At 45.7% G+C, this 19,299-nt stretch carries 18 protein-coding genes; 4 read left to right on the forward strand and 14 right to left on the reverse strand.

Annotated elements, in window-relative coordinates:
* The 12 genes from L693_RS0126545 to L693_RS0126600 all read right to left on the reverse strand — a co-directional run.
* A partial coding sequence (locus tag L693_RS0126545; protein ID WP_025721420.1) for a TolB family protein occupies positions 1 to 1,127 on the reverse strand: 1,127 nt, incomplete at its 3' end.
* A complete protein-coding gene (locus L693_RS30320) occupies positions 1,115 to 1,261 on the reverse strand; it encodes a hypothetical protein (RefSeq protein ID WP_155983949.1) in 147 nt (48 codons plus the stop codon). The genes L693_RS0126545 and L693_RS30320, both read right to left, overlap by 13 nt.
* 25 nt (positions 1,262 to 1,286) lie before the next feature.
* Positions 1,287 to 2,729: an NADase-type glycan-binding domain-containing protein gene (locus L693_RS0126555; protein ID WP_231503770.1), complete on the reverse strand. Its 1,443-nt coding sequence runs from the start codon at positions 2,727 to 2,729 to the stop codon at positions 1,287 to 1,289.
* The gene (locus L693_RS0126560; protein WP_025721422.1) at positions 2,726 to 4,177 is read right to left on the reverse strand and encodes an NADase-type glycan-binding domain-containing protein; all 1,452 of its coding nucleotides are present in this window, start codon (positions 4,175 to 4,177) and stop codon (positions 2,726 to 2,728) included. Before L693_RS0126560 ends, L693_RS0126555 begins: the two co-directional genes overlap by 4 nt.
* A 126-nt stretch (positions 4,178 to 4,303) precedes the next feature.
* Positions 4,304 to 7,090 (reverse strand): C40 family peptidase, encoded by a 2,787-nt coding sequence (locus tag L693_RS0126565; protein ID WP_025721423.1) that lies wholly within the window; start codon positions 7,088 to 7,090, stop codon positions 4,304 to 4,306.
* A gap of 56 nt (positions 7,091 to 7,146) precedes the next feature.
* A complete protein-coding gene (locus L693_RS0126570; RefSeq protein WP_025721425.1) occupies positions 7,147 to 7,524 on the reverse strand; it encodes a DUF4280 domain-containing protein in 378 nt (125 codons plus the stop codon).
* Entirely contained in the window at positions 7,521 to 8,039 is a 519-nt protein-coding gene (locus tag L693_RS0126575; RefSeq protein ID WP_025721427.1) for a hypothetical protein, read from the reverse strand. Before L693_RS0126575 ends, L693_RS0126570 begins: the two co-directional genes overlap by 4 nt.
* Positions 8,023 to 8,628 carry a hypothetical protein gene (locus L693_RS0126580; RefSeq protein ID WP_025721429.1) on the reverse strand — a complete coding sequence of 202 codons (606 nt, stop codon included), beginning with the start codon at positions 8,626 to 8,628 and terminating at the stop codon, positions 8,023 to 8,025. Before L693_RS0126580 ends, L693_RS0126575 begins: the two co-directional genes overlap by 17 nt.
* A 453-nt stretch (positions 8,629 to 9,081) precedes the next feature.
* Positions 9,082 to 10,038 (reverse strand): nucleoside hydrolase, encoded by a 957-nt coding sequence (locus L693_RS0126585; protein WP_025721431.1) that lies wholly within the window; start codon positions 10,036 to 10,038, stop codon positions 9,082 to 9,084.
* A gap of 190 nt (positions 10,039 to 10,228) precedes the next feature.
* Complete coding sequence (locus L693_RS0126590; RefSeq protein WP_025721433.1) at positions 10,229 to 10,837, reverse strand: pentapeptide repeat-containing protein; 609 nt, start codon at positions 10,835 to 10,837, stop codon at positions 10,229 to 10,231.
* Between the two features lie 39 nt (positions 10,838 to 10,876).
* The gene (locus L693_RS0126595) at positions 10,877 to 11,386 is read right to left on the reverse strand and encodes a MarR family winged helix-turn-helix transcriptional regulator (RefSeq protein ID WP_025721435.1); all 510 of its coding nucleotides are present in this window, start codon (positions 11,384 to 11,386) and stop codon (positions 10,877 to 10,879) included.
* Positions 11,376 to 13,757 (reverse strand): ATP-dependent DNA helicase, encoded by a 2,382-nt coding sequence (locus L693_RS0126600; protein ID WP_049825297.1) that lies wholly within the window; start codon positions 13,755 to 13,757, stop codon positions 11,376 to 11,378. The genes L693_RS0126595 and L693_RS0126600 overlap by 11 nt, the downstream gene beginning before the upstream one ends.
* Positions 13,758 to 13,924: 167 nt before the next feature.
* Here L693_RS0126600 and L693_RS0126605 point away from each other — a divergent pair, with 167 nt between their 5' ends.
* Positions 13,925 to 15,001: a diguanylate cyclase gene (locus tag L693_RS0126605; RefSeq protein ID WP_025721439.1), complete on the forward strand. Its 1,077-nt coding sequence runs from the start codon at positions 13,925 to 13,927 to the stop codon at positions 14,999 to 15,001.
* A gap of 135 nt (positions 15,002 to 15,136) precedes the next feature.
* Positions 15,137 to 15,319, forward strand: coding sequence for an aspartyl-phosphate phosphatase Spo0E family protein (locus tag L693_RS0126610; protein WP_025721441.1), 183 nt, complete (start codon positions 15,137 to 15,139; stop codon positions 15,317 to 15,319).
* A 110-nt stretch (positions 15,320 to 15,429) separates the two neighbouring features.
* Here the strand turns inward: L693_RS0126610 and cidR are convergent, their stop codons facing one another.
* Complete coding sequence (gene cidR, locus L693_RS0126615) at positions 15,430 to 16,329, reverse strand: cidABC operon transcriptional activator CidR (protein WP_025721443.1); 900 nt, start codon at positions 16,327 to 16,329, stop codon at positions 15,430 to 15,432.
* 132 nt (positions 16,330 to 16,461) lie between these two features.
* Here cidR and L693_RS0126620 point away from each other — a divergent pair, with 132 nt between their 5' ends.
* Positions 16,462 to 16,833 (forward strand): CidA/LrgA family protein, encoded by a 372-nt coding sequence (locus L693_RS0126620; protein WP_025721445.1) that lies wholly within the window; start codon positions 16,462 to 16,464, stop codon positions 16,831 to 16,833.
* Positions 16,830 to 17,507 carry a CidB/LrgB family autolysis modulator gene (locus L693_RS0126625; protein WP_025721447.1) on the forward strand — a complete coding sequence of 226 codons (678 nt, stop codon included), beginning with the start codon at positions 16,830 to 16,832 and terminating at the stop codon, positions 17,505 to 17,507. Before L693_RS0126620 ends, L693_RS0126625 begins: the two co-directional genes overlap by 4 nt.
* A gap of 181 nt (positions 17,508 to 17,688) precedes the next feature.
* Here L693_RS0126625 and L693_RS0126630 read toward each other — a convergent pair.
* The coding region (locus L693_RS0126630; protein ID WP_025721448.1) for a glycerol-3-phosphate dehydrogenase/oxidase at positions 17,689 to 19,299 on the reverse strand (1,611 nt) is incomplete at its 5' end.

Raw genomic sequence — 19,299 nt, forward strand, 5'->3', positions numbered from 1 at the left:
TTCACGCTAAAAGAACGATTCCCCTGATTAGGTAGCGTAGAAGAGGCAGTAATTCTTTTCACTTTAACCTTGTTGCTATACTTCATATAATTGGTTTTTGTATTGATCCACTGTATTGGTACTACCCAGGTTCCTTCTCCATTTACAATGGACGAAATATCTTCTTTTTTCCCACTTTCTATATCGATCATGAACATTTTTACAGCCTCATCATCTGCCTTTACTAGTTTTTTTTGATCTGGAGATAGAATAAAGTCGCCTTCATTTTTAGTTATAAACTGTACTTTTCCAGTGGGTATATCTAGTGAATAAATATCGTTTATGGGAGTATTATCCTTTTTATGAGTAGTAAAAATAAGTTGGTTCCCCTGACCCCATTGCATAATACCGAAGACATCAGTTCCTACAAGCAGGCGCTTTGTACCACTATTGCCAGACAGATCAAGCATTACGATTCCTGTCTGATCATCCACAAAATAAAACTTGGTGTTATCTGGTGAAAACACTCCCTGCCCATGGAAAATATTACTCACGTCTGCTTTGCCTTTTCCAGTCTTCACTTCTGTAGTTCGCTTACTTATTGCATCATATAAATACAAATGCCCGTTCAATGCATATAAATATTTACTTAAATCAGAAGAGATAACAGGATATTGAGCAGCTGGCGGCAATTTAAACTCTCGTTCTTTTTCTCCTGCATCCAAATTATACACTTCAATAATGAGTGGATCCTCTGGTTGCTCCCCATAAACATCTCTTGTAATTGCCATACGACTGCCGTCACTTGTTATTTTCCCGACATCTACATGTGAGCCGTGATATTTTATACGTTCTTCCCGAGTTTGCATGGTGTCAATCAGGTCGTCGATACGAATATTAGCTTTTCCAGTAGGATCATCTAAATTGGTTAAGAATTGAACTCGATCTTCTTCGCCTTCTTGACCATTTAAAAGCCATCTTGCCTTCTTTTCAGTCCCCTTTGCAGCATCCTGATTTACCTTAACTTCATTACTTGATGGTGTATTGGGGGACTGCGAAGACGCAACAACGTCCCCCCCTGTGGTTGCTGTACAAGCAGACAACAGCACTGAAAATACAATAATTAAAGCCGCTTTTATATAACGCATGATTTCTCCTCTCTTTTACACTCTCTACGAAGTCCTTCTACCAGATCAAAAGCCTTTACTTTCCTGTGCGCATTAGCGGTTGTTAAAGCTTTCAACATAGGTGTTGCACCAAATATTGGTTCTTTCCACTTCATATGCCTTCTCCTTTGTTAGGAATGCTTAGAAGAATCGTATCTCCGACATACACGTATCGTGATATTTGCTTCCTTTCTCTACTGCCTCAATCGTTATTTTCACAAATGAGGTATGAACGGCACCATCAGGAAATTCATTACTTAAAAAATTATTATCTACCATCATGGTCTGCCCATTCGAGAACTCCAGTTTCATTCGTTTAACTCTATTATTTGCTTGGAAAGCATTAGATGACTTAGCTAGGCCATTGATGAGCTCAAATCCCTTTAGTTCTTGCATAGAGCCGAAATCAATTTTGATCCACTCCCCAACACCATCTCCCTTGACTCCTTCGCACCAAGCTGTGCTTGCATCTCCATCCATGATGTTTCGAGCAGCATAGGAGTTCCCTGCTTGATCCGGAAGTGTAGAAGAAGCAATAATTTTTTGTGCCGTGATGTTTTTTCGATATTTCATTAAATTCGTTGTTGTTTGTACCCATTGTGTAGGGGACACGTTATAGCCTATCCTGTGGAATACATTGGAGTATTTTATAGGCAGACCTGTTTGGATGTCTCGTTGTTGCATTTCACCCTTGGAGTTCAGATAAGCAACCCTGCGGTTATCCAAGGTTATAACAGGAGACGCAGTGGCTTTCATTAGTAACCTCTTCTCCCCAGTCCTGATATTGAGCACATAAGTCTTATCATTATCGTATGAAGAAAGAACCAATTGATCGTTATAAAGCCACTGTTCTATCTGTATTCCTTCTATTCCTAGCTTGATTTTTTGGATTAGCTTGTTCTTGGACAAGTCATAGACCAATATATTATGGTTACTATCTACAAGGGCAAATTGGTTACTGTCAGGCGAAAAAACGGGAAGAACGAGATAGTGACCATCATTTAAATGCCCCAATGCTTTAGTTTTCTGTCCCTGGTTCATATAATAAAAAACGGCAGCATCATCTGTGTAAACACACTTGCGTAAGTCAGGTGACATAACAGCGTAGTCCCTATTCGGCACCTTAAATTCATACATTTTCTTTGTGGTAGATAGATCAAAGATTTTGATGATTAAATAATCCAAATCCTGCGACTCTCTACATAAAGCGATGCGCCTGCCATCATCCGAAAACCCAGCCAGATACAACTCAGATTCAGGATACGCTTCACCTTCACTTGCATGTAATTTACCTATAATGTCATCTAAATCAATATAGGTATTACCTGTAGGATCATCCATGTCAGCTAAAAAATCCATAGGCATATTTCCATTTTCCGCTTCAAACAACAACCAATTTATGGGCCTTACTACTGGAGGAAGTTTCTTGGGCCGAGAGACAGAAGCATGATTTTCATTCTGCTCCTGCGCTTTTTGGCCCTCATTCGATTGTATACACCCGCCTAGCATGGAAAAGATCAAGACGAACAAAGCAATTTTATTTATTAGCACCGCAATTTTTTTTCGTTTCCTACAACTAATCACAATAACTTCAGCTCATCTATACAAGTATTTGGGAAGTCCGCGCCTTTTCTCACTTCCAGGATGGTAATCTTAACGAATGATGTTCGTATAGGTTCATCGAACTTGAAACGTGTGTCATTGTTCTCAAGCACTGTCGATTGTCCATCCGAGAAATCGAGTTTCATTTTTTGGATGGTATTCATGTCTAAATACTTATTGTTAATCCATATAATTCCATCAACCATATCTATACCTCTGACCTCTTGAATTGAACCTAAATCTATAGTTACCGTTTCTCCTACTCCACCTGTCTTAGATCCTTCACACCAAGGGGTTAAATTATTATCGTCCGTTAAATTGCTCACGCTAAAAGAAAGATTGCCCTGATTAGGCAGTGTAGAAGAGGCCGTAATTTTTTTCACTTTAACCTTGTTGCTATACTTCATATAATTGGTTTTTGTTTCGATCCACTGTATTGGAACAGTGAGTACTCCTTGATTTTTAGTAAATGAGGATATATCTTCCTTTCTACCATCACTCACATGAACCAGATACATTTTTGGAGCTTCGTATTCTGCGGACAGCACTAGCTTTCGATCAGGGGATAGTATAAATGGTTCCGAGCTTTTAGTTATCCACCTTTTTTCTCCGCTCTCTATATCCAATGAATAGACATCTTCTGTGTAATTTTCGTCCTCTTCAGAAATTGTATAAATTAATTTATCTTCTTGATCCCATTGCAAGAGCGAAGCCCTAGATCCTGTAAGTAAACGTTTTGCTCCACTAATACCGGACAGATTCAGCATGATGATACCTGGTTGGTCACTTTCTTCAAAACAGAATCTAGTGCCATCTGGAGAAAATAATCCTGAACTAATGATACCTAAATTTATTTTACGTTTCCCAAGGTCTATTTTTGTCGTTTTCCTCTTTACTGCATCATATAAATACACTTGCCCATTCAACCCATAAAGATATTTACTTAAATCAGGAGAGACTACGGGGTAAGCCGTTGAAGGCAGTTCCAACTCGGACTCTTTTTTTCCTGAGTTCAGATCATATACCTCAAGAATGTTTTTTTCGTCCTCTTCTTCCACATCAGAGATTGTCCTTACGATCGCCATTCGACTTCCATCATTTGATACTCTACTGACAGCTACTTGGGAGTCGCGATATTTTATTCGTTCTTCCTTAGTCTGCATCGCATCTATCAAGTCATCGATTCGTATATAGGTCTTTCCTGTAGGATCATCCAAATTGGTCAAAAATTGAGTAGGATCTGGATCTTCTTCCCCATTTAAAAGCCACCGTGCTTTTTTTTCAGTAACATTTCTATTATCTTGTGTTATCCTGTGTGATGATATTTCTTGGGGGTGAGGAGACGGGACAGCTTCCTCTCCTTTAAACCCACTACATGCCGATATAATGGCTACAAAAGTAATAACCAGTATGATTTTTATAGAATTCACTCTCTCACCACTTTCTCATCCGTTCTCAATAAAGCCTACCCATTAATCAGGTCAGTGCTATTTTCTCTTGAGCGAATAACTTGGAATCAAATATTATTATGACGTTTATACTACTTGCTTACTTTCTTATTTGCTAATTATTGAGCCATCATCTTGTATAATACGTCTAACTGCTATAACGTTTTGGTATATAAAACCATAGCCCTCTCCCCAATTAGCGTTTAATTTATCTTTTGTTACATTGTGAGAAGGCTTGTGATCGTTCTTCATATCGTGACGAGTCTGTGCACGACCATGCTCGTGAATGAACTCTCCATCTCCAATATATATTCCTACATGGTCTGGTATAAATGGTTTGGATTCTTTCTTTCCCCAATTCCCCCAATCAAATAAGATTAGGTCACCTAACTTCAGATTTTTATAATTTCCCCTAGAGCGTAAATTTTTGTGGTCAACCTCTATCCCCCGATGGATTTGATCTCTTGTAGTGCCGCCTATATACACATTTAATATAGTCAAGTACACTGAGGAACTAAAATCAGAGCAATCCATATATTCAGGAGGGTTATTGGGATCAAGCTTCATCGTTCTAATTTTAGAATCCATACAGTAAGGGATTCTGCCTAAAAACCTCTTGGCGAATTCTACAATGGCTTTCCTTTTCTGGTCAGCAGAACTGTTGGATGGTGTGGGCTTCATTTCCTCATTTGCTTTGTCCTTCGTTGGCTTTTCAGGAGTAGTCGGCGTCTTCTTGCCCGGTTCCGTTTTCGTTGTTGTCTTCGTTGTTGGAACTGTTGGCGTTGTAGCCTTATTAACTTTAGGCCACGGAAGAATGCCATTGGCTACCTGATGCAGGTATACGGCCAGTACATCACGGCCATAGCCCTTATTCTCCAAGCCGTATTTCTTCGCAAAATCATGCAATGCGGCGTTAAGCTCCTGATCCCAATCCCCTGTAGCAGGTAGCTTGTACGAGAAGCTGTCTGGATATTTCCTGGCCAGCTTGTTCAAATTCTCTCTCGCAAGCAGGCTGTTCACGCCATACTTGCTCCGTAGAGCAGCCGCTTCCTTGGCGATAGCCTTTTGATCGTCTACGGTCAGCTTATGTGCCGCATCCGCGTATTGCCCGGACAGCTCCTCCAACCGGTTGGCATCGAGATAGGAGTCAGCTGAATGCCCGCGAATCAGCTCGTTGATGATAACATTGTCACGTAGCTGATTGGCGAGAAGATGCATTTGCTTTTGCTTGGCTTTATCGTTAGCGCCATGTGCTTCCCACCACTGGGACGTGTATTCATGCATTTGTGCTCTGGCCCAGGCAGGCATACGATCTATTTCTGCCACCTGCTGACGCAATTGCTTGGCCTTGGCTGCTGCTTCCTTGGCACCCTTTTTATCCCCTGCTGCCACGGCTTTATAGTAGTCTTTTTTAAATTGAAGCAGCAAATCTTGCACCCATTGCGGATATCCCTTTCCCTTCAATTCTTGAATTAGGGATTTATAGGCTTTCAGTTCTGCATCAGGCACCTGATTTTTCACCAGCTTGCCAGCCTTGAGATGAAGCGTTCCATCGGTTCGGATGTAGCTGGTTTTGCACGTCAAAGACAGCTCGCGTGTAGCGGTCATCTGTACCTTTTTGCCATGCAGCACCAAGTCTGTATCGGCGTAAAAGGTAATATCGTGATGACTATACACGTGAATACCGGAGGCAGGATTTAAGCGCACAAGTATCTTTTCTTCTTGGGTGGAGAAAGCTGCTTCTTTGTCATCGAACCTCGCTATTTTTTGAGTTTTGGTATGGAACAACTTTCTTTCCGGCTTGGTGATTTCATCTCCTTTGTGGTCTCTCTTGCGAAGAGATTGAACCACATGAGCATCTTGTTCGTTGCTAGACGGAAAATACAAATGGACATGATCCTCAAGCTCAGGCATGCAATGCCAACCGATCCCATCCCCGGTGTACATCGTCGGGTAAGAAAACCAGCTGCCTTCTGCTTTGGATTGCAAAGCATCCACGGACAAGTGAAGTTTAACTGACTCTCCTTCACTGTCTAAATCAATGACTTTTCCTTCAATAGAGGCTCCTTGTATAAGCTGATTATGTATAAGCTCCCTCGGAATACCTGCTTCCGGAACCAGAACATAATCATAGGTCATGAGACCTTGCTTCATCTCTGCATGAATCTGATCAATAATCCAATGCTTTCGTTGAAATACAACGACATCTCCAAGTTCAAAGCGTTTCGTATTCTCCACTTCAGCATATGTATACCTGGGACCTGGCTTTGTTTTTTGAAGTGTAAAATTAATACTATGCAATTCACCCTTCACCTGTTCTTTCGAGGTACCTAACCATAGTCTCGGGTACACGGACGTGATCTCGGCAATCAATCCGGTTTGCAGGCGAGAGGCCATTCTTTTTAAAAACTCCCAATCACTCTCACCATACTGAATAATGAATCCATCCAGCTTTTTACCGTTGTCCATCAGGTCAATAAAATCCCCGTGTGGATAGGCATCTACGAGCTCGCGGAATAATTGATAGTACGTCAAATTATGATTTTGAAACGAACGATTCTTCGGTTGTTGATCCAACAAATATGTAAAAGAGGCAGCCTCTATGTACATGTGATATACGCCATTTTTGAATCCGATGCTAATATTGGTGACGATTCCTTTAAAAATACTAACCGTCCCTTGATCTCCATCCGTCTCATATACCTCTAGCACATCCTCATCATGCGCTAAACCGTCATACTTCGCATGATCCTCATCCGGTATGAGAGCAGTGATGTACACCTTGCCGTGCTCATTCACCTTCTGTGTCAATTTAACATCTAGCAGCCGGACAATTTCATATGGAGCATTCACTCTTATATTGCCATAAGTCAGCACAGTTCCAGCCAGTCCCATCTTGCTCCCCCCATTAGTCTTTCATATGATGTTGATATCACTTTCTGCAACCTCAGCTATTCCTGCCCATCTGTCGTGAATGAAATTTTACCGCACCACATGCATAAATTCGTGGAGCAGCTCATAAGGGCCGGAGATTGATCTACGTATACATCTCTTTTTCCATTCAACCAAGGCATAGATACACTCGGTTTGCAGGGCTGCGGAATGATTTTTCCGGAATTACCTCTGTTAGCAGAAACCACTGCAGGATTATGCATACTGCGGCACATGCCGAAAGATGGGATATGAGTCTGCGGGTGAAAATCCTGAATATTCCCCTGCAGTTTATCGACAATACTAATCCCCCTGTTAGCTGAAACACTAAACCTTCCCGTACGACTTCCATAGCTGCACTGGATCTGTGCTCCATCCACTACATAGCTCTCACTCATTCTTGGACTCTCCTTTGCATAGATGGGCCGGCTGTTTCGACCTTTTGTAATTTCAAGCCTGTCAGATTAAACTTCAAAATACATTCAGCCACATCGAGATCTACAATGATATGATGATTTGCATCCTGAACCCTGAAAATCTTGTAATTCTGCACTGCATATTCATCTAAAATGATTTTCCTCAGTGTGCCGTCCCTGTGATATTCACTAAGCTGTGATAAACACATAAGGCTAGGCGGATGAGCCAGCCAATACCTCGTCTGCTGCATTCGCTGCATATCGGCAAAAACAACCAGCTTCCAGCTGAAGCCCGCTTGATATCTATCAAAAATCTCCTTGAGCTGTTCGGAAACGATGGATACCGGATACTCTATAAAATCAATATAGTCTGCGCCACCTGAGACATAAAATTGTAAAATGGAATCCTCTGCACTGGCTGCCCACTCCAGTAGCTGCCTGCGATTCATCTCTACGGGATGCATATACTCTGTGATACGGTCATCTTGTTGAATCATGTAGTATTCCATCGGCTGCTGAGTACACCACCTTACTGATTCCTTTATACTCCCCTATTCGTACTTCCAAATCATCCTCGCAACTCAATACCTTAAATTCTGGTATTTGTATTGCCAGTGGAATAGCATCCTGAGCTAATTGCAAAATGTATTTATGAAATTCCTTCACTGCCTGACGTGCAAAGCGCTCTACATCGGGCTGAATAACCTTATTCATATACGGTTTTCGAAGCTGGCTCAGTTCATCTACCAGTTCTCCCCAAAAACTGAAAGCCCATCCTGCATCATAGACTCCTTGGTATGGCCCAGGATCGAAGAACCAGCTTTTATCATAGGCTCCGATGATATAGTTATAGTTTCGCTCCATCAGATAGGTGCGCCGCATGGAGTAGGTAATGTATCCGATTCTGGCTTTGGACACCTCTATATGCTTAGCTTGCTGACAAATCAATTGAAAGGATTGAATAAAAGATAAGATAAGTTCTTCTTTTCTCTGTTCATACAAAGACGCTACGTGGTGTATTTTCTGATTCAGCACCTCTTCTGCGTAGGTCTTATGAAAGTGTTCTAGGGCTTCCAGTCTATTCATAATCCCACCTCTGAACCTATTATATAGAATATTTACATGATATTACTGGTACTATCCTCCTATTTTATTACACTTTTTTCATATGATGAAATTTTAAATGAAAGCGTGAAAATTTACGAAAATCATTAACCATTTTCACAAATGTGTATTTATACGCCCTATATCTCTCAAAAAAGGCTCCTTACTAGACCTATGAGATGGAGGTTTGCGCAAGCGAGTAGGTAAATCGAAGCAGAAAGCTCGGTCTATAATAAAACAATCATGTATAATAAACAACAGCCTGTACTGAAGAAACATGAGGAGTCCGCCTGAATAGAGATTGGCTTGCGATGATATGTGACCTACAATGGCAATAAAAACCCGTGACGGATAACGTCACGGGTTTTTATGTACGGTGACTGGCGAATAGAACCGCATCGTCGCTTCAAGCAGCATGCATAGACACAGCCAGGCTTAATAGCGTTTGGGAGCAGCCAGCTTGGCCAAATCCGTCATATACGTAAAAAAGGCTTCCGGGTCTGTATCATATACCAGGTTCACAGGACGACCTTCCGCCTGCTCCACCGTTCTGCCTTGGCTTGGACCTTCAGCGATGACGCTGCAATGCACCGTCTTTTTCTTGACAATGTCCGGGCGTCCGACAGATGCAGTGGTCAGAACATCCCACAGAAAGTATGTTGAATTCGTTTCGCTATAAACGAGCGGCGGACAGCCTGCGTAGCAGTTGCCCAGGAAATCCACGCCCTCATAGCGGCGCTCGGCAGCCCAACGATTGCGCACGGCTGGCGTTAATGGGACTTTGCTTGTGCTTTCCAGCGCCACCAGATCAATCGTGATGCCGCTTTGCCAAACACGGTAAGCCGCTTCCGGGTCCCAGAATACATTCCACTCTGCTGTGCCGTCATGCTCCGGCTCCTCTACATTCCCTTTTTCAAAGGTGCCGCCCATCCATACCAGCTTATCAATCTTGGCTTCAATGTCCGGTGCCTCATCCAGCGCGCGTGCCAGATCGGTTAGCGGTCCGGTGAACAGCAACAGCGTTTTACCTTCGGCTCCACGTACCTTTTCGATCAGATGCCGATGAGCCGGCAGGGACGAAAGCGGCGCTTCCATGCGCCCCAATTCATTCAGCACCGGTAATGCATCCACATAGAAGGAATGTATACGCCAAGCGGCAGGAAATGGATTCTTACCGCGTGAATTGGATTTTGCAACTTCCACAGGCCCTTTATTTTGTCCAAAACGATCAATAATTTTACGACTGGCGTCCGTTGCAGGCTCCAGGTAGCCATCCGCCGGAATAACGGATACTCCGGTCAAATGAACCTGCTCCATCTGAAGCAGCATAAACAGGGATACCAGATCATCTACTCCACCATCATGATTAAAATAAACGTTTGTCTGACTCATCTGTCTCTTCCTTCCTTTATCCCGGTAAAACAGGCTTGTTCTTATCGGCATCATTCTTCATTATGCTGATCGCTGCACAGGAGTAAATGTACCATACAGTATGCCACCCTACTAGCGACAGACCACTTCTACGGCTCTATCACTGGATAAGGGAATTTTTTTGCTTGCACCGTGCTCCGTGCTTAAAAAATTAACCTTCCACCTTTGCCCCATAGGAGCGAGCCACCGCTACAGCCTGCTGAATATCCAGTTTGGCTCCGGTGATGTTTAAATCTTTAAAATTCACACCATCCATCTTTGCACCACGCAGATCCGTTCCTTGAAGGTGCGCTTTATGTAGTCTTGCCTGAGTAAGATCTGCTTCGCGTAGATCTGCCTTTTCCAGATTACATTCGGACAAGTCTGCTTCCTTGAAGCGTATTTTTCGCAAATCCTGCTTCCTCAAATCTGCATGACGCAAGTTCGTATATGACCAGTCTCCACCCGTAATCGTGATCCCGTCCATATTGGCCCCCGCAAAATCTGAGCCCACCAGCTTGCAATGATCAAACCGGGCTACAAACAGATTGGCACTGGTGAATAGACAATTCGTAAAAGCAGACTCCTTGTAATGTGAGGCATTGAGAACAGCTCCGGTAAAATCACAGTCCACAAAAGTACAGCCTTCCATGAGCGACTCATTCATCTCCATCCCCCGAAAACGGCATCGGGTAAAATTACAATTTGTCCACTCGCCTTCTCTGGCATCCATCGAGCCAAAATCACGGTTTTCATAGACCTCATCTGTATAAAAGAACATATTATCTCCCCTATTCCTTGTCCCCTAAAACCATGGAATTCAGCATTCTGGCAAAGATCGCTCAAAACCGCTTTTCATTTTTCCGAGCAAGTTCTTCATGGTCTCATGATCCTGTGCCGTAAACTCAGACATACACGATCCGATCAATTTCGTGTAATAAGGACCCACCGTCCTCAGCAGCTCTCGTCCGGCCTCCTTTAATCCGATGGTCACCATCCGTCCGTCACTTTCGTGAGCCACACGTTCGATCATATTATCCCGCTCCAGCCCGTCAATCAAACCAGTCATCGTTCCCCGTGTAACATCAGCCTTTTCAGCCAGCTCCGATGGTGTCATTCGATGCGGTGCATGAAAATGCAACAGGCTAAGGACGATGACTCGGCCCTGTGAGGCCCCCAACCTGGCAAGATCCGTATCCATTTCTCTAAATATACTGTTAGCCAAGCGCGCAAAAGTCACGAAAGTCTCCATATGGTCCACTTCGGCCTCCTCTTGACCAAAGCGGCGCAGCACCCCACGTATGGAGTCATTATGAAAATTAAAATTCATAGTCTGTCCATTCCTTCCCTAGTCCCGCTTGTTCCACCAAACGATAGCTCCTCCATTCCTCTGGCAGCAAAGAAGCATACGGCTCCTTGGCAAATCGATCATCTACCAGAACCAGCAGGCCTTCGTCCTGCTCTGTGCGGATAAGTCTGCCCCCTGCCTGCAAAACCTTATTCATTCCCGGGTATACATACGCATAGTTAAAGCCGTTCCGCCCTTGCTCCGAGAAGTGTTCCCGCAGGACATCCCGCTCTGCTCCAATTTGTGGCAATCCGACACCGACAACCACAACCCCTTTTAAACGATCCCCTGGTAGATCGACCCCTTCGGCAAACACACCACCCAGCACAGCAAAGCCGAGCAAGGTGCGTTCCTGTCCAGGCTGGAATGCTTCCAGAAAGCGATCGCGCTCCGGTTCGGTCATACCCGGACTTTGCACCAGCGTATCTGCGAGCACGTCCCGACTCATAAACTCCTCATATACCTCACGCAAATACGGATAGGACGGGAAAAACACGAGGACATTCCCCTTAAGCTCCTCTGCCAGCCCAGCCAGCATGTCTACAATCGCTCCCTTCGAACGCTCACGATCCCGATAACGGATGGAGAGCGGCAACAGACGTACATCCCATTGCTCCTGATGGAAGGGAGAGGGAACCTGCAACGTATAGTCCTCCTCCTTCGCTCCCAGCATGTCTCGGTAGTAAGCAAGCGGCGTCAGCGTTGCCGAGAAGTAAATGGCAGAACGATAGCCCTTGATAGCCTGCCCGAGCAAGTGCGAGGGATCGAGGCAGAATAGCTTTACCCGCACTTCACTGCGTCCCGCTTCAATATAGGTAACGTAGCGTTCATCGTACAAAGCGGCGATTCGCAGCATATTTTGAGCGGCAAAGTACGTTTCCAGAAGCAATGCATAAGCCGCTCCCGTACCGCTTGCACGATGGGCATCGCTCACGCCGCCTCCCGATACCAGTTCACGTTCGGCTGCTTCCACAAAGGGTGCCAACAGCTCCAGCATCTCTTGCGGCGAGGATGTCTCCACTGCTTTTCCTGTATCTGCGTACCGTTTGCGCAGCGTAATCATATGCGCGTTCACTGCGCTCGCAGCCGCGGCAATCTCCGGGCTGAGCAGTTTAAACTCCCTTTTTAGCTCCAAAAAAGGCGATTTCTGCATTTCCGCCGAAAACATATCCCGACCGCGTTCCACCAGATTATGCGCCTCGTCCACCAATACAACACCTTTTCGCTTGTGTTCCTCAAGCAATCTCTTCAAAGAAATACGCGGATCAAAAACATAGTTATAATCACTGATTATACCATCCGAGGCATACGCCACATCCAGTGAAAATTCAAACGGACATACCCTATGCTTGCGTGCATAATGCTCAATCACCGTCCGAGTCATTAATGTCTCATTCGCCAAAATATCGGACACCGCACCGTTGATTCGGTCATAATAGCCTTCGCACATGCTGCATGCTCCGGCATCACAATCATTTTCATCCTTGAAGCAAATTTTATCCTTTGCCGTCAAAGTCACCACATGCATATGCAGTCCTTGCGTCTGCATTTTGGCATACGCTTCTTCTGCAGCTGCGCGGGTTGTGGTACGGGCTGTGACATAATATACTCGATTCACAAGCCCTTCGCCGATGGCCTTGATTGCAGGAAATAAGGTGGATATCGTTTTACCAATACCCGTAGGAGCTTTGGCAAACAGACTAACTCCTTCAGCAATCGTTTTGTACACCGAACCCGCGAGAGTACGCTGGCCTGAACGATACGTGTCAAATGGAAAGTCCAGCATGGCAATACTGGCATCCCGCTGCTCCGCATGCGCTCTCAGCAGGAATGCATACGGTGCATAGCCGGCAATCATCTCCTGTGCAAAAGCTTCCAGCTCTGCAAAGGATAGCTCCCGTCTAAATCGGCGAATGTCTTCACCATGTGCCTGTACATAAGTAAGCTGAACCTGCATGGAATGATGTTGCTCCTCGCGAGCAATCATATAAGCGTATAAAAATGCTTGCGCCCAATGTACGGGTTGACCATCCCCCTGAGTATCTTCAAGGGGAAGAGAAGTCGATTTGATCTCATCAACCGTCCATACACCATCCAGCTCAATCAACCCGTCACAGCGGCCTTCGATCATAAATAATGTGTCCTGGTAATGAATTTCCGTGCGCAAATATACCTCTTTGCGGTCATGCTCCTTGTAGCCTTTCTGGATCACCTGATGCACGCGAGTTCCTTCCAGCATGCTGCTGTTCGAGCGGAAACCACTGTGAATGCTGCCGCTCCGATGCACATATTCCACAAGTGGACGCACCGATATATGAATTGGTTCCTTCATACGATCACCCGTTCCGGTCATATTCCTTTCACTTTATCACGTAGATAAAGGAAACGTAAGGGACATAAGCATCGTTTGTGGTTGAGTGGTATTCACTCGCACTTATTTTTAACCGAAATATAGAAATGGAGCTTATTACTTTATTCTCAGCAATGTCCAACTCACATTACAGCATAAAGGATAGGGTTATGTTAAAAGAATTAATTAACAATTTTGCACTATTAACAAGCTTCTTATTCTTTGGGAATTTGCTTTCACGAAAATACGAACGTTACCTTGAAAAGCATAGAAATATCCATCGGGTAATAAACGGCTTAATGTTGGGACTGTTTGGTATTCTTTTAATGATGGCCGGCTTATGGATCAGCGGAAATTTTGTGGTCGATCTGCGCCATTTGCCTATTATCATATCTGTTTATATGGGAGGACCGGTATCTGGTCTGCTGACCACGCTGATCATAAGCCTGTACCGTATTTACATCACCGGTGGTTGGACAGTTATATCTCTTGCTGCTACTGTCAATTGCTTCATGACCTTGGCCATTTCACTTACCTTTATTCGAGAAAAAAACCTAACGCTCAGCAAATGGATGTCAGCCGTGCTTGGATCTGCTGTTGTGTCGCTGTCAGCTACTTTCTATGTGGCTAGTCCTCTCAATCCTGAATCTATTTTCATATTCACAACCATTAAGACGCTTGGCGGCTTGTTCGCTTATTTTATGATGAACCATATCAAAAAAACAGAACGGGCCATTCACCTGCTGGAGGAGGCTGCGAACCGGGATCATTTAACCGGATTATACAGTCCGCGTGCTTTCGATGCGTTGTTTGAAGAGGTCTTTCATATTTCCAAGGCTACAAAAAAACCCTTTGCACTCGTGATGCTGGATATTGACCACTTTAAAAAAATTAATGATACGTATGGTCATTTGAACGGAGATACCGTCTTAAGCCAGTTGGGAATTTTGTTAAACCAGGAGTCTACAAGGAAGGCATATCCCTCCCGTAAAGGCGGAGAGGAATTTGCCATTCTGATTGGAGATTGCGACAGCCATACGGCCGAAGTTTTTGCCGAAAGGATACGAAAAGCCGTGGAAAAGGGCCCCTTTCAACTGAATGACGGAACCATCGTTCCTCTGACGGTATCTATCGGAGCAGGCAGTTTTCCTACCATTGCAGCAGATAAATTGCTGGAGAAAGTGGATGATGCTCTGTATGAGGCTAAACGGTCAGGGCGTAACCGGGTAGAACTGGCAAAATCATAATTATTAGTCGCTAAATGTCAGGAAAGCTGGATTATTGTTAATAAAAAGTGGTAAAATGGAAATATAATCATTATTATAAAAATCTTCTGCCGCTAGTGGAGACATGCCTTACAATCGACATGGGGGGTGGGCTTTTTGAACCTAGAACAATTGGAAAAACTCATGGAAAAGGAACGCCGCGAACTGAATCGTATGGCTAACTTACACGGATTAAGGGATGAACGTGTATTGGACAAATCCTCCCGGCTTGACCGAATTATGGACAAGTACCTTCACACCAAGCGTGCGGTAAATCAAAACAATCAGGCACATTCATAAAAGCAAGCTATATCGCTGCCCTTATGGGCAGCTTTTTTATGTACAATCTGCCCCCCCTCCCTGCACGCATCGCACTCACATCGTAAACATTTACTCACGGAATACTAGGGCTACTTGCTGCCATACTCTGTCCGCAGCAGCTTCTGTGTGAACGATATCCATTCCCTGGCTGCAAAGGATAGATAACGATCCTTCTGCCAGATCATTCCCAAATGCCATGGAATGACGGGGGCCACCAACGGAAGAACACGCAAGCGCTCGGAATCCAGATCGCGGCAAATGGCCTCCGGTAAGAGCGCTACTCCCAGGTTCGCAGCAACCATTTCGCTAATGAGGTCCCATTGTGAGCTTTCGTAAACAACACGCGGCTGAAAGCCGGCACGGACACACTCGGCAATGATACGGTCATGCAGCGTAAAATCCTCACGAAACAGTACAAATGCTTCCTCCGCCAGGGCGGATAGCGGTACCTCCTTGCGCTCAGCCAATGCATGCGTAGGGTGAACGAGCAGATTCAGCTTTTCCTCCACAAACAGAAAGGTCTCAAACATATCTCCACTTGCAGGCAGCACAATCACTCCGATATCCAATGCCCCGGCTCCTACGTCCCGCTCCACTTTCTTCGCCCCGTCCTCGAACAATTGAATGGTCACATCGGGATAGGCCTTGTGAAACTCCCCAATGACACGCGGAAAAAAGCTCGACCCAACCATCGGCGGCAGGCCGATGCGGATATGCCCCTTTTTCAGGTTCATCAAATCACTCAGCTCCGAGGACAAGCTCTGAAAGGACTTCACAATCGCTTGGGCCTGAAGCTCAATCACCTTCCCAGCGTCGGTCAGCTCGATTCTTTTGCCAGTTCGATCAAACAAGGTAACCCCCAGCTCATCCTCCAGGCTTTTAATCGTCTTGCTGATCGTCGGCTGTGTAATGAACATGCTCTGGGCGGCCTTTGTAAAGCTGCGTAGCCGTGCGACTTCCAAAAAATATTGTAAATGTCGGATATCCAAACCTGCACCTTCTTCCATAGACAAACGGAATACGTTTCATTCTTTATATGCATTTTACTCATGAAAGCTTGTGATGTAAAATTTCATTACGGTTTGAAAGATAACGAAATTCAAAGATAGGAGTTAACATATATGAAAAGCTTCATACGCGGTGTCCTCCAGGTTGCCGTTCTGATGGCCTTTTCACTCATCCTGAACGCTGCAGTTTCCTGGCTCCATCTGCCTGTACCCGGTAGCATTGTTGGTATGGTGATCCTCTTTATTCTGCTGCAAACCGGCTTAGTCCGACTAAGCTGGATTGAGGTTGGCGCGAACTGGCTGCTGGCCGAACTGCTATTATTCTTTATTCCCTCCGCTGTTGGTGTTATGAATTATTGGCCGATGCTGGAGCACGATGGTATGAGTATTATGCTGGTGGTACTGCTCGGCACCTTCCTGGTGATGGCCTGCACGGGTATGGTCGCCAGTCTGCTAGGTAAACGAAAGGAGCACAAATCATCATGACCGGTCTTCTATGTATTGTATTGACACTCGCTATTTACTGGATGGCCAAACGCATGTATCGCACCCTGCCCAAGGTGTATATGTCTCCATTGCTTATTACACCCGTTGTTATCATTTTGATTTTGACGCTGACAGGCGTGAACTACGGTTCCTATAATTCGGGCGCCCACTTGCTGTCCACGCTGCTACAACCAGCTACGATTGCATTTGCCGTTCCTTTGCACCGCAACTTCCCTGTGTTGAAGAAGCATGCGTCCCAAATCGTATTAAGTGTACTGTCTGGCTCCGTTGTAGCCGTATTGTCCTCCATGGCTCTTGCCAAATGGATGCATCTGAATTCGTCGCTGCTCAGCAGCCTGATTCCTCGGTCCATTACGACACCCATTGCCATGAATGTATCGCAAACAATTGGCGGGAATCCAACCGTGACTGCTGTATTCGTTATTTTGACCGGATTGAGCGGTCTTATTATTGGTCCGATGATCGTGAAGCTGTTCCGTATTGAAAATGAAATCTCACGCGGGGTACTGCTCGGTACTGGTGCCCATGGTACCGGCACCTCCAAAGCATTCGAATTCAGCTCGCTGACAGGTACAATTTCCAGCATCTCTATGGTGCTCGCTGCTCTCTTTACGTTGGCGGCTGCGCCGTTCCTGTTCCACTTGATGCTGTAAGCCAGTTCTATACAAAAAAGCAGAGATTCCCTTGTTATTGGAGAATCTCTGCTTTTTGCTTTCTATTAATTCCTGCTTGCTTCAGCAGCGGAGAGAACGGAACGATTACGGAAAAGCGGAAGCAGCGCTTTGTGCCCGGACTTTTACTACCTGAAGTGCCAACGCATATCCTTCATTACCATCAAATTGCCTTAACGACGCCAGATTGCTTCTCTGACTCCACAGGTGTCACCGCTTCATACAGATTGGCATCCAGTTCATCCGCATACTGGCGCTCTTGAGCGGCGCTCCAGCCTGCATGTTCAGACATCAATGCAATAGCGGGCAGCTTCCAGCGCTTCACCTCGTCAATCTGGAAGAACAGCGCCCCCGTTCGACGTATGAAGAAATCAGACGGTGTCACCGTCATTTCCTCTTCCATTGCATACAGGAGCGGGACACGCACTTCCACAGGCAGCGCCGCTTCTGTTTCGGTGGGCTCCTTCATGCTGCGTGCCGCTATGGCATACAGCCGCTCTGTATTGGAGCCGTATCGGGTGGCCCATGCTCTAGCTGTTTGCGGGGATAGGCCGAGCGCGGCTCCCGCTATAGCTTGCTTGCTCACGAAGGCATCCCATCCCGCCGAGCCGCCTACGTTGCCACCAGAAATCGGGATATGTCTGGTACGGCATGCCCGGAAGCTCTGCCCATGCAAGCGTCCCAGCTCGCGTACTGTACGATCCACGACGAGCTCGGACATTTTCCGGTAGCCTGTCAGCTTACCGCCCGCAATCGTAATCAGTCCTGAACGGGATTCCCAAATTTCGTCCTTGCGTGAAATTTCCGAAGGTCTTTTACCGTCTTCGTAAATAAGCGGTCGTACCCCTGCCCAACTGGATTCCACATCCTTGGCGCTCAGCTTCATATCCGGGAACATCCCGTTAATCGCTTGAAGCACATACGCACGATCTTCAGCGGTCATTCGGGGATGAGCTGTATCCCCTTCATATACCGTATCGGTCGTACCCGCATAGGTTTTACCATCACGCGGGATCGCAAATACCATGCGTCCATCCGGTGTGTCAAAGTACACAGCCTGTTTGAGCGGAAAGCGCTTGGCATCGAATACCAGATGAACCCCTTTAGTCAGGCGTAGCATCTTGCCCTCTTTGGAGCGATCCATCTCCCGTAACGTATCGACCCACGGTCCGGCCGCGTTAATGACCAGCGAAGCCTGAATTTCGTAAGGCTTTCCCGTTACCCGATCTGTCACACTTGCGCCGCTAATTCGTCCTTCGTCATACAGCAGCCTGTCGGCCTTGGCATAGTTCACCGCCAGCGCCCCTCGCGCAACAGCCTCCTTCATAACCTCAATCGTTAGGCGAGCATCATCTGTACGATATTCTACATAGCTGCCGCTTCCCTTCAATCCTTCCCGCTTCAGCAAAGGCTCTCGTTCCAGTGTAGCCTGGATGTCCAGCATTCGGCGGCGCTCACTGCGTTTGACCCCGGCAAGAAAATCATATACCAACAAGCCAATCGAGGTGGTGAACGCATTAAATGTACCCCCCTTGTGAAAAGGAAGCAGCATACGCTCAGGTATAGTCACATGTGGGCCATTTTCGAATACGATGGCCCGCTCCTTTCCGACCTCGGCTACCATCTTAACTTCAAACTGCTTCAAATATCGAAGACCGCCATGCACCAGCTTGGTAGAGCGACTGGACGTGCCTGCTGCAAAATCCTGCATTTCCACCAGAGCCGTCTTCAAGCCGCGATCCGCAGCATCCAGTGCAATTCCGGCTCCTGTAAT

The organism is Paenibacillus sp. 1-18 (assembly GCF_000520755.1).
Taxonomy (GTDB): domain Bacteria; phylum Bacillota; class Bacilli; order Paenibacillales; family Paenibacillaceae; genus Paenibacillus; species Paenibacillus brasilensis.

What these genes read in the sequence shown, in the direction of transcription:
- L693_RS30320 (WP_155983949.1), bottom strand. Translation starts at nt 1,261, where the DNA reads ATGAAGTGGAAAGAACCAATATTTGGTGCAACACCTATGTTGAAAGCT.
- L693_RS0126565 (WP_025721423.1), bottom strand. Translation starts at nt 7,090, where the DNA reads ATGGGACTGGCTGGAACTGTGCTGACTTATGGCAATATAAGAGTGAAT.
- L693_RS0126570 (WP_025721425.1), bottom strand. Translation starts at nt 7,524, where the DNA reads ATGAGTGAGAGCTATGTAGTGGATGGAGCACAGATCCAGTGCAGCTAT.
- L693_RS0126575 (WP_025721427.1), bottom strand. Translation starts at nt 8,039, where the DNA reads ATGATTCAACAAGATGACCGTATCACAGAGTATATGCATCCCGTAGAG.
- L693_RS0126580 (WP_025721429.1), bottom strand. Translation starts at nt 8,628, where the DNA reads ATGAATAGACTGGAAGCCCTAGAACACTTTCATAAGACCTACGCAGAA.
- L693_RS0126585 (WP_025721431.1), bottom strand. Translation starts at nt 10,038, where the DNA reads ATGAGTCAGACAAACGTTTATTTTAATCATGATGGTGGAGTAGATGAT.
- L693_RS0126590 (WP_025721433.1), bottom strand. Translation starts at nt 10,837, where the DNA reads ATGTTCTTTTATACAGATGAGGTCTATGAAAACCGTGATTTTGGCTCG.
- L693_RS0126595 (WP_025721435.1), bottom strand. Translation starts at nt 11,386, where the DNA reads ATGAATTTTAATTTTCATAATGACTCCATACGTGGGGTGCTGCGCCGC.
- L693_RS0126600 (WP_049825297.1), bottom strand. Translation starts at nt 13,757, where the DNA reads ATGACCGGAACGGGTGATCGTATGAAGGAACCAATTCATATATCGGTG.
- L693_RS0126605 (WP_025721439.1), top strand. Translation starts at nt 13,925, where the DNA reads ATGTTAAAAGAATTAATTAACAATTTTGCACTATTAACAAGCTTCTTA.
- L693_RS0126620 (WP_025721445.1), top strand. Translation starts at nt 16,462, where the DNA reads ATGAAAAGCTTCATACGCGGTGTCCTCCAGGTTGCCGTTCTGATGGCC.
- L693_RS0126625 (WP_025721447.1), top strand. Translation starts at nt 16,830, where the DNA reads ATGACCGGTCTTCTATGTATTGTATTGACACTCGCTATTTACTGGATG.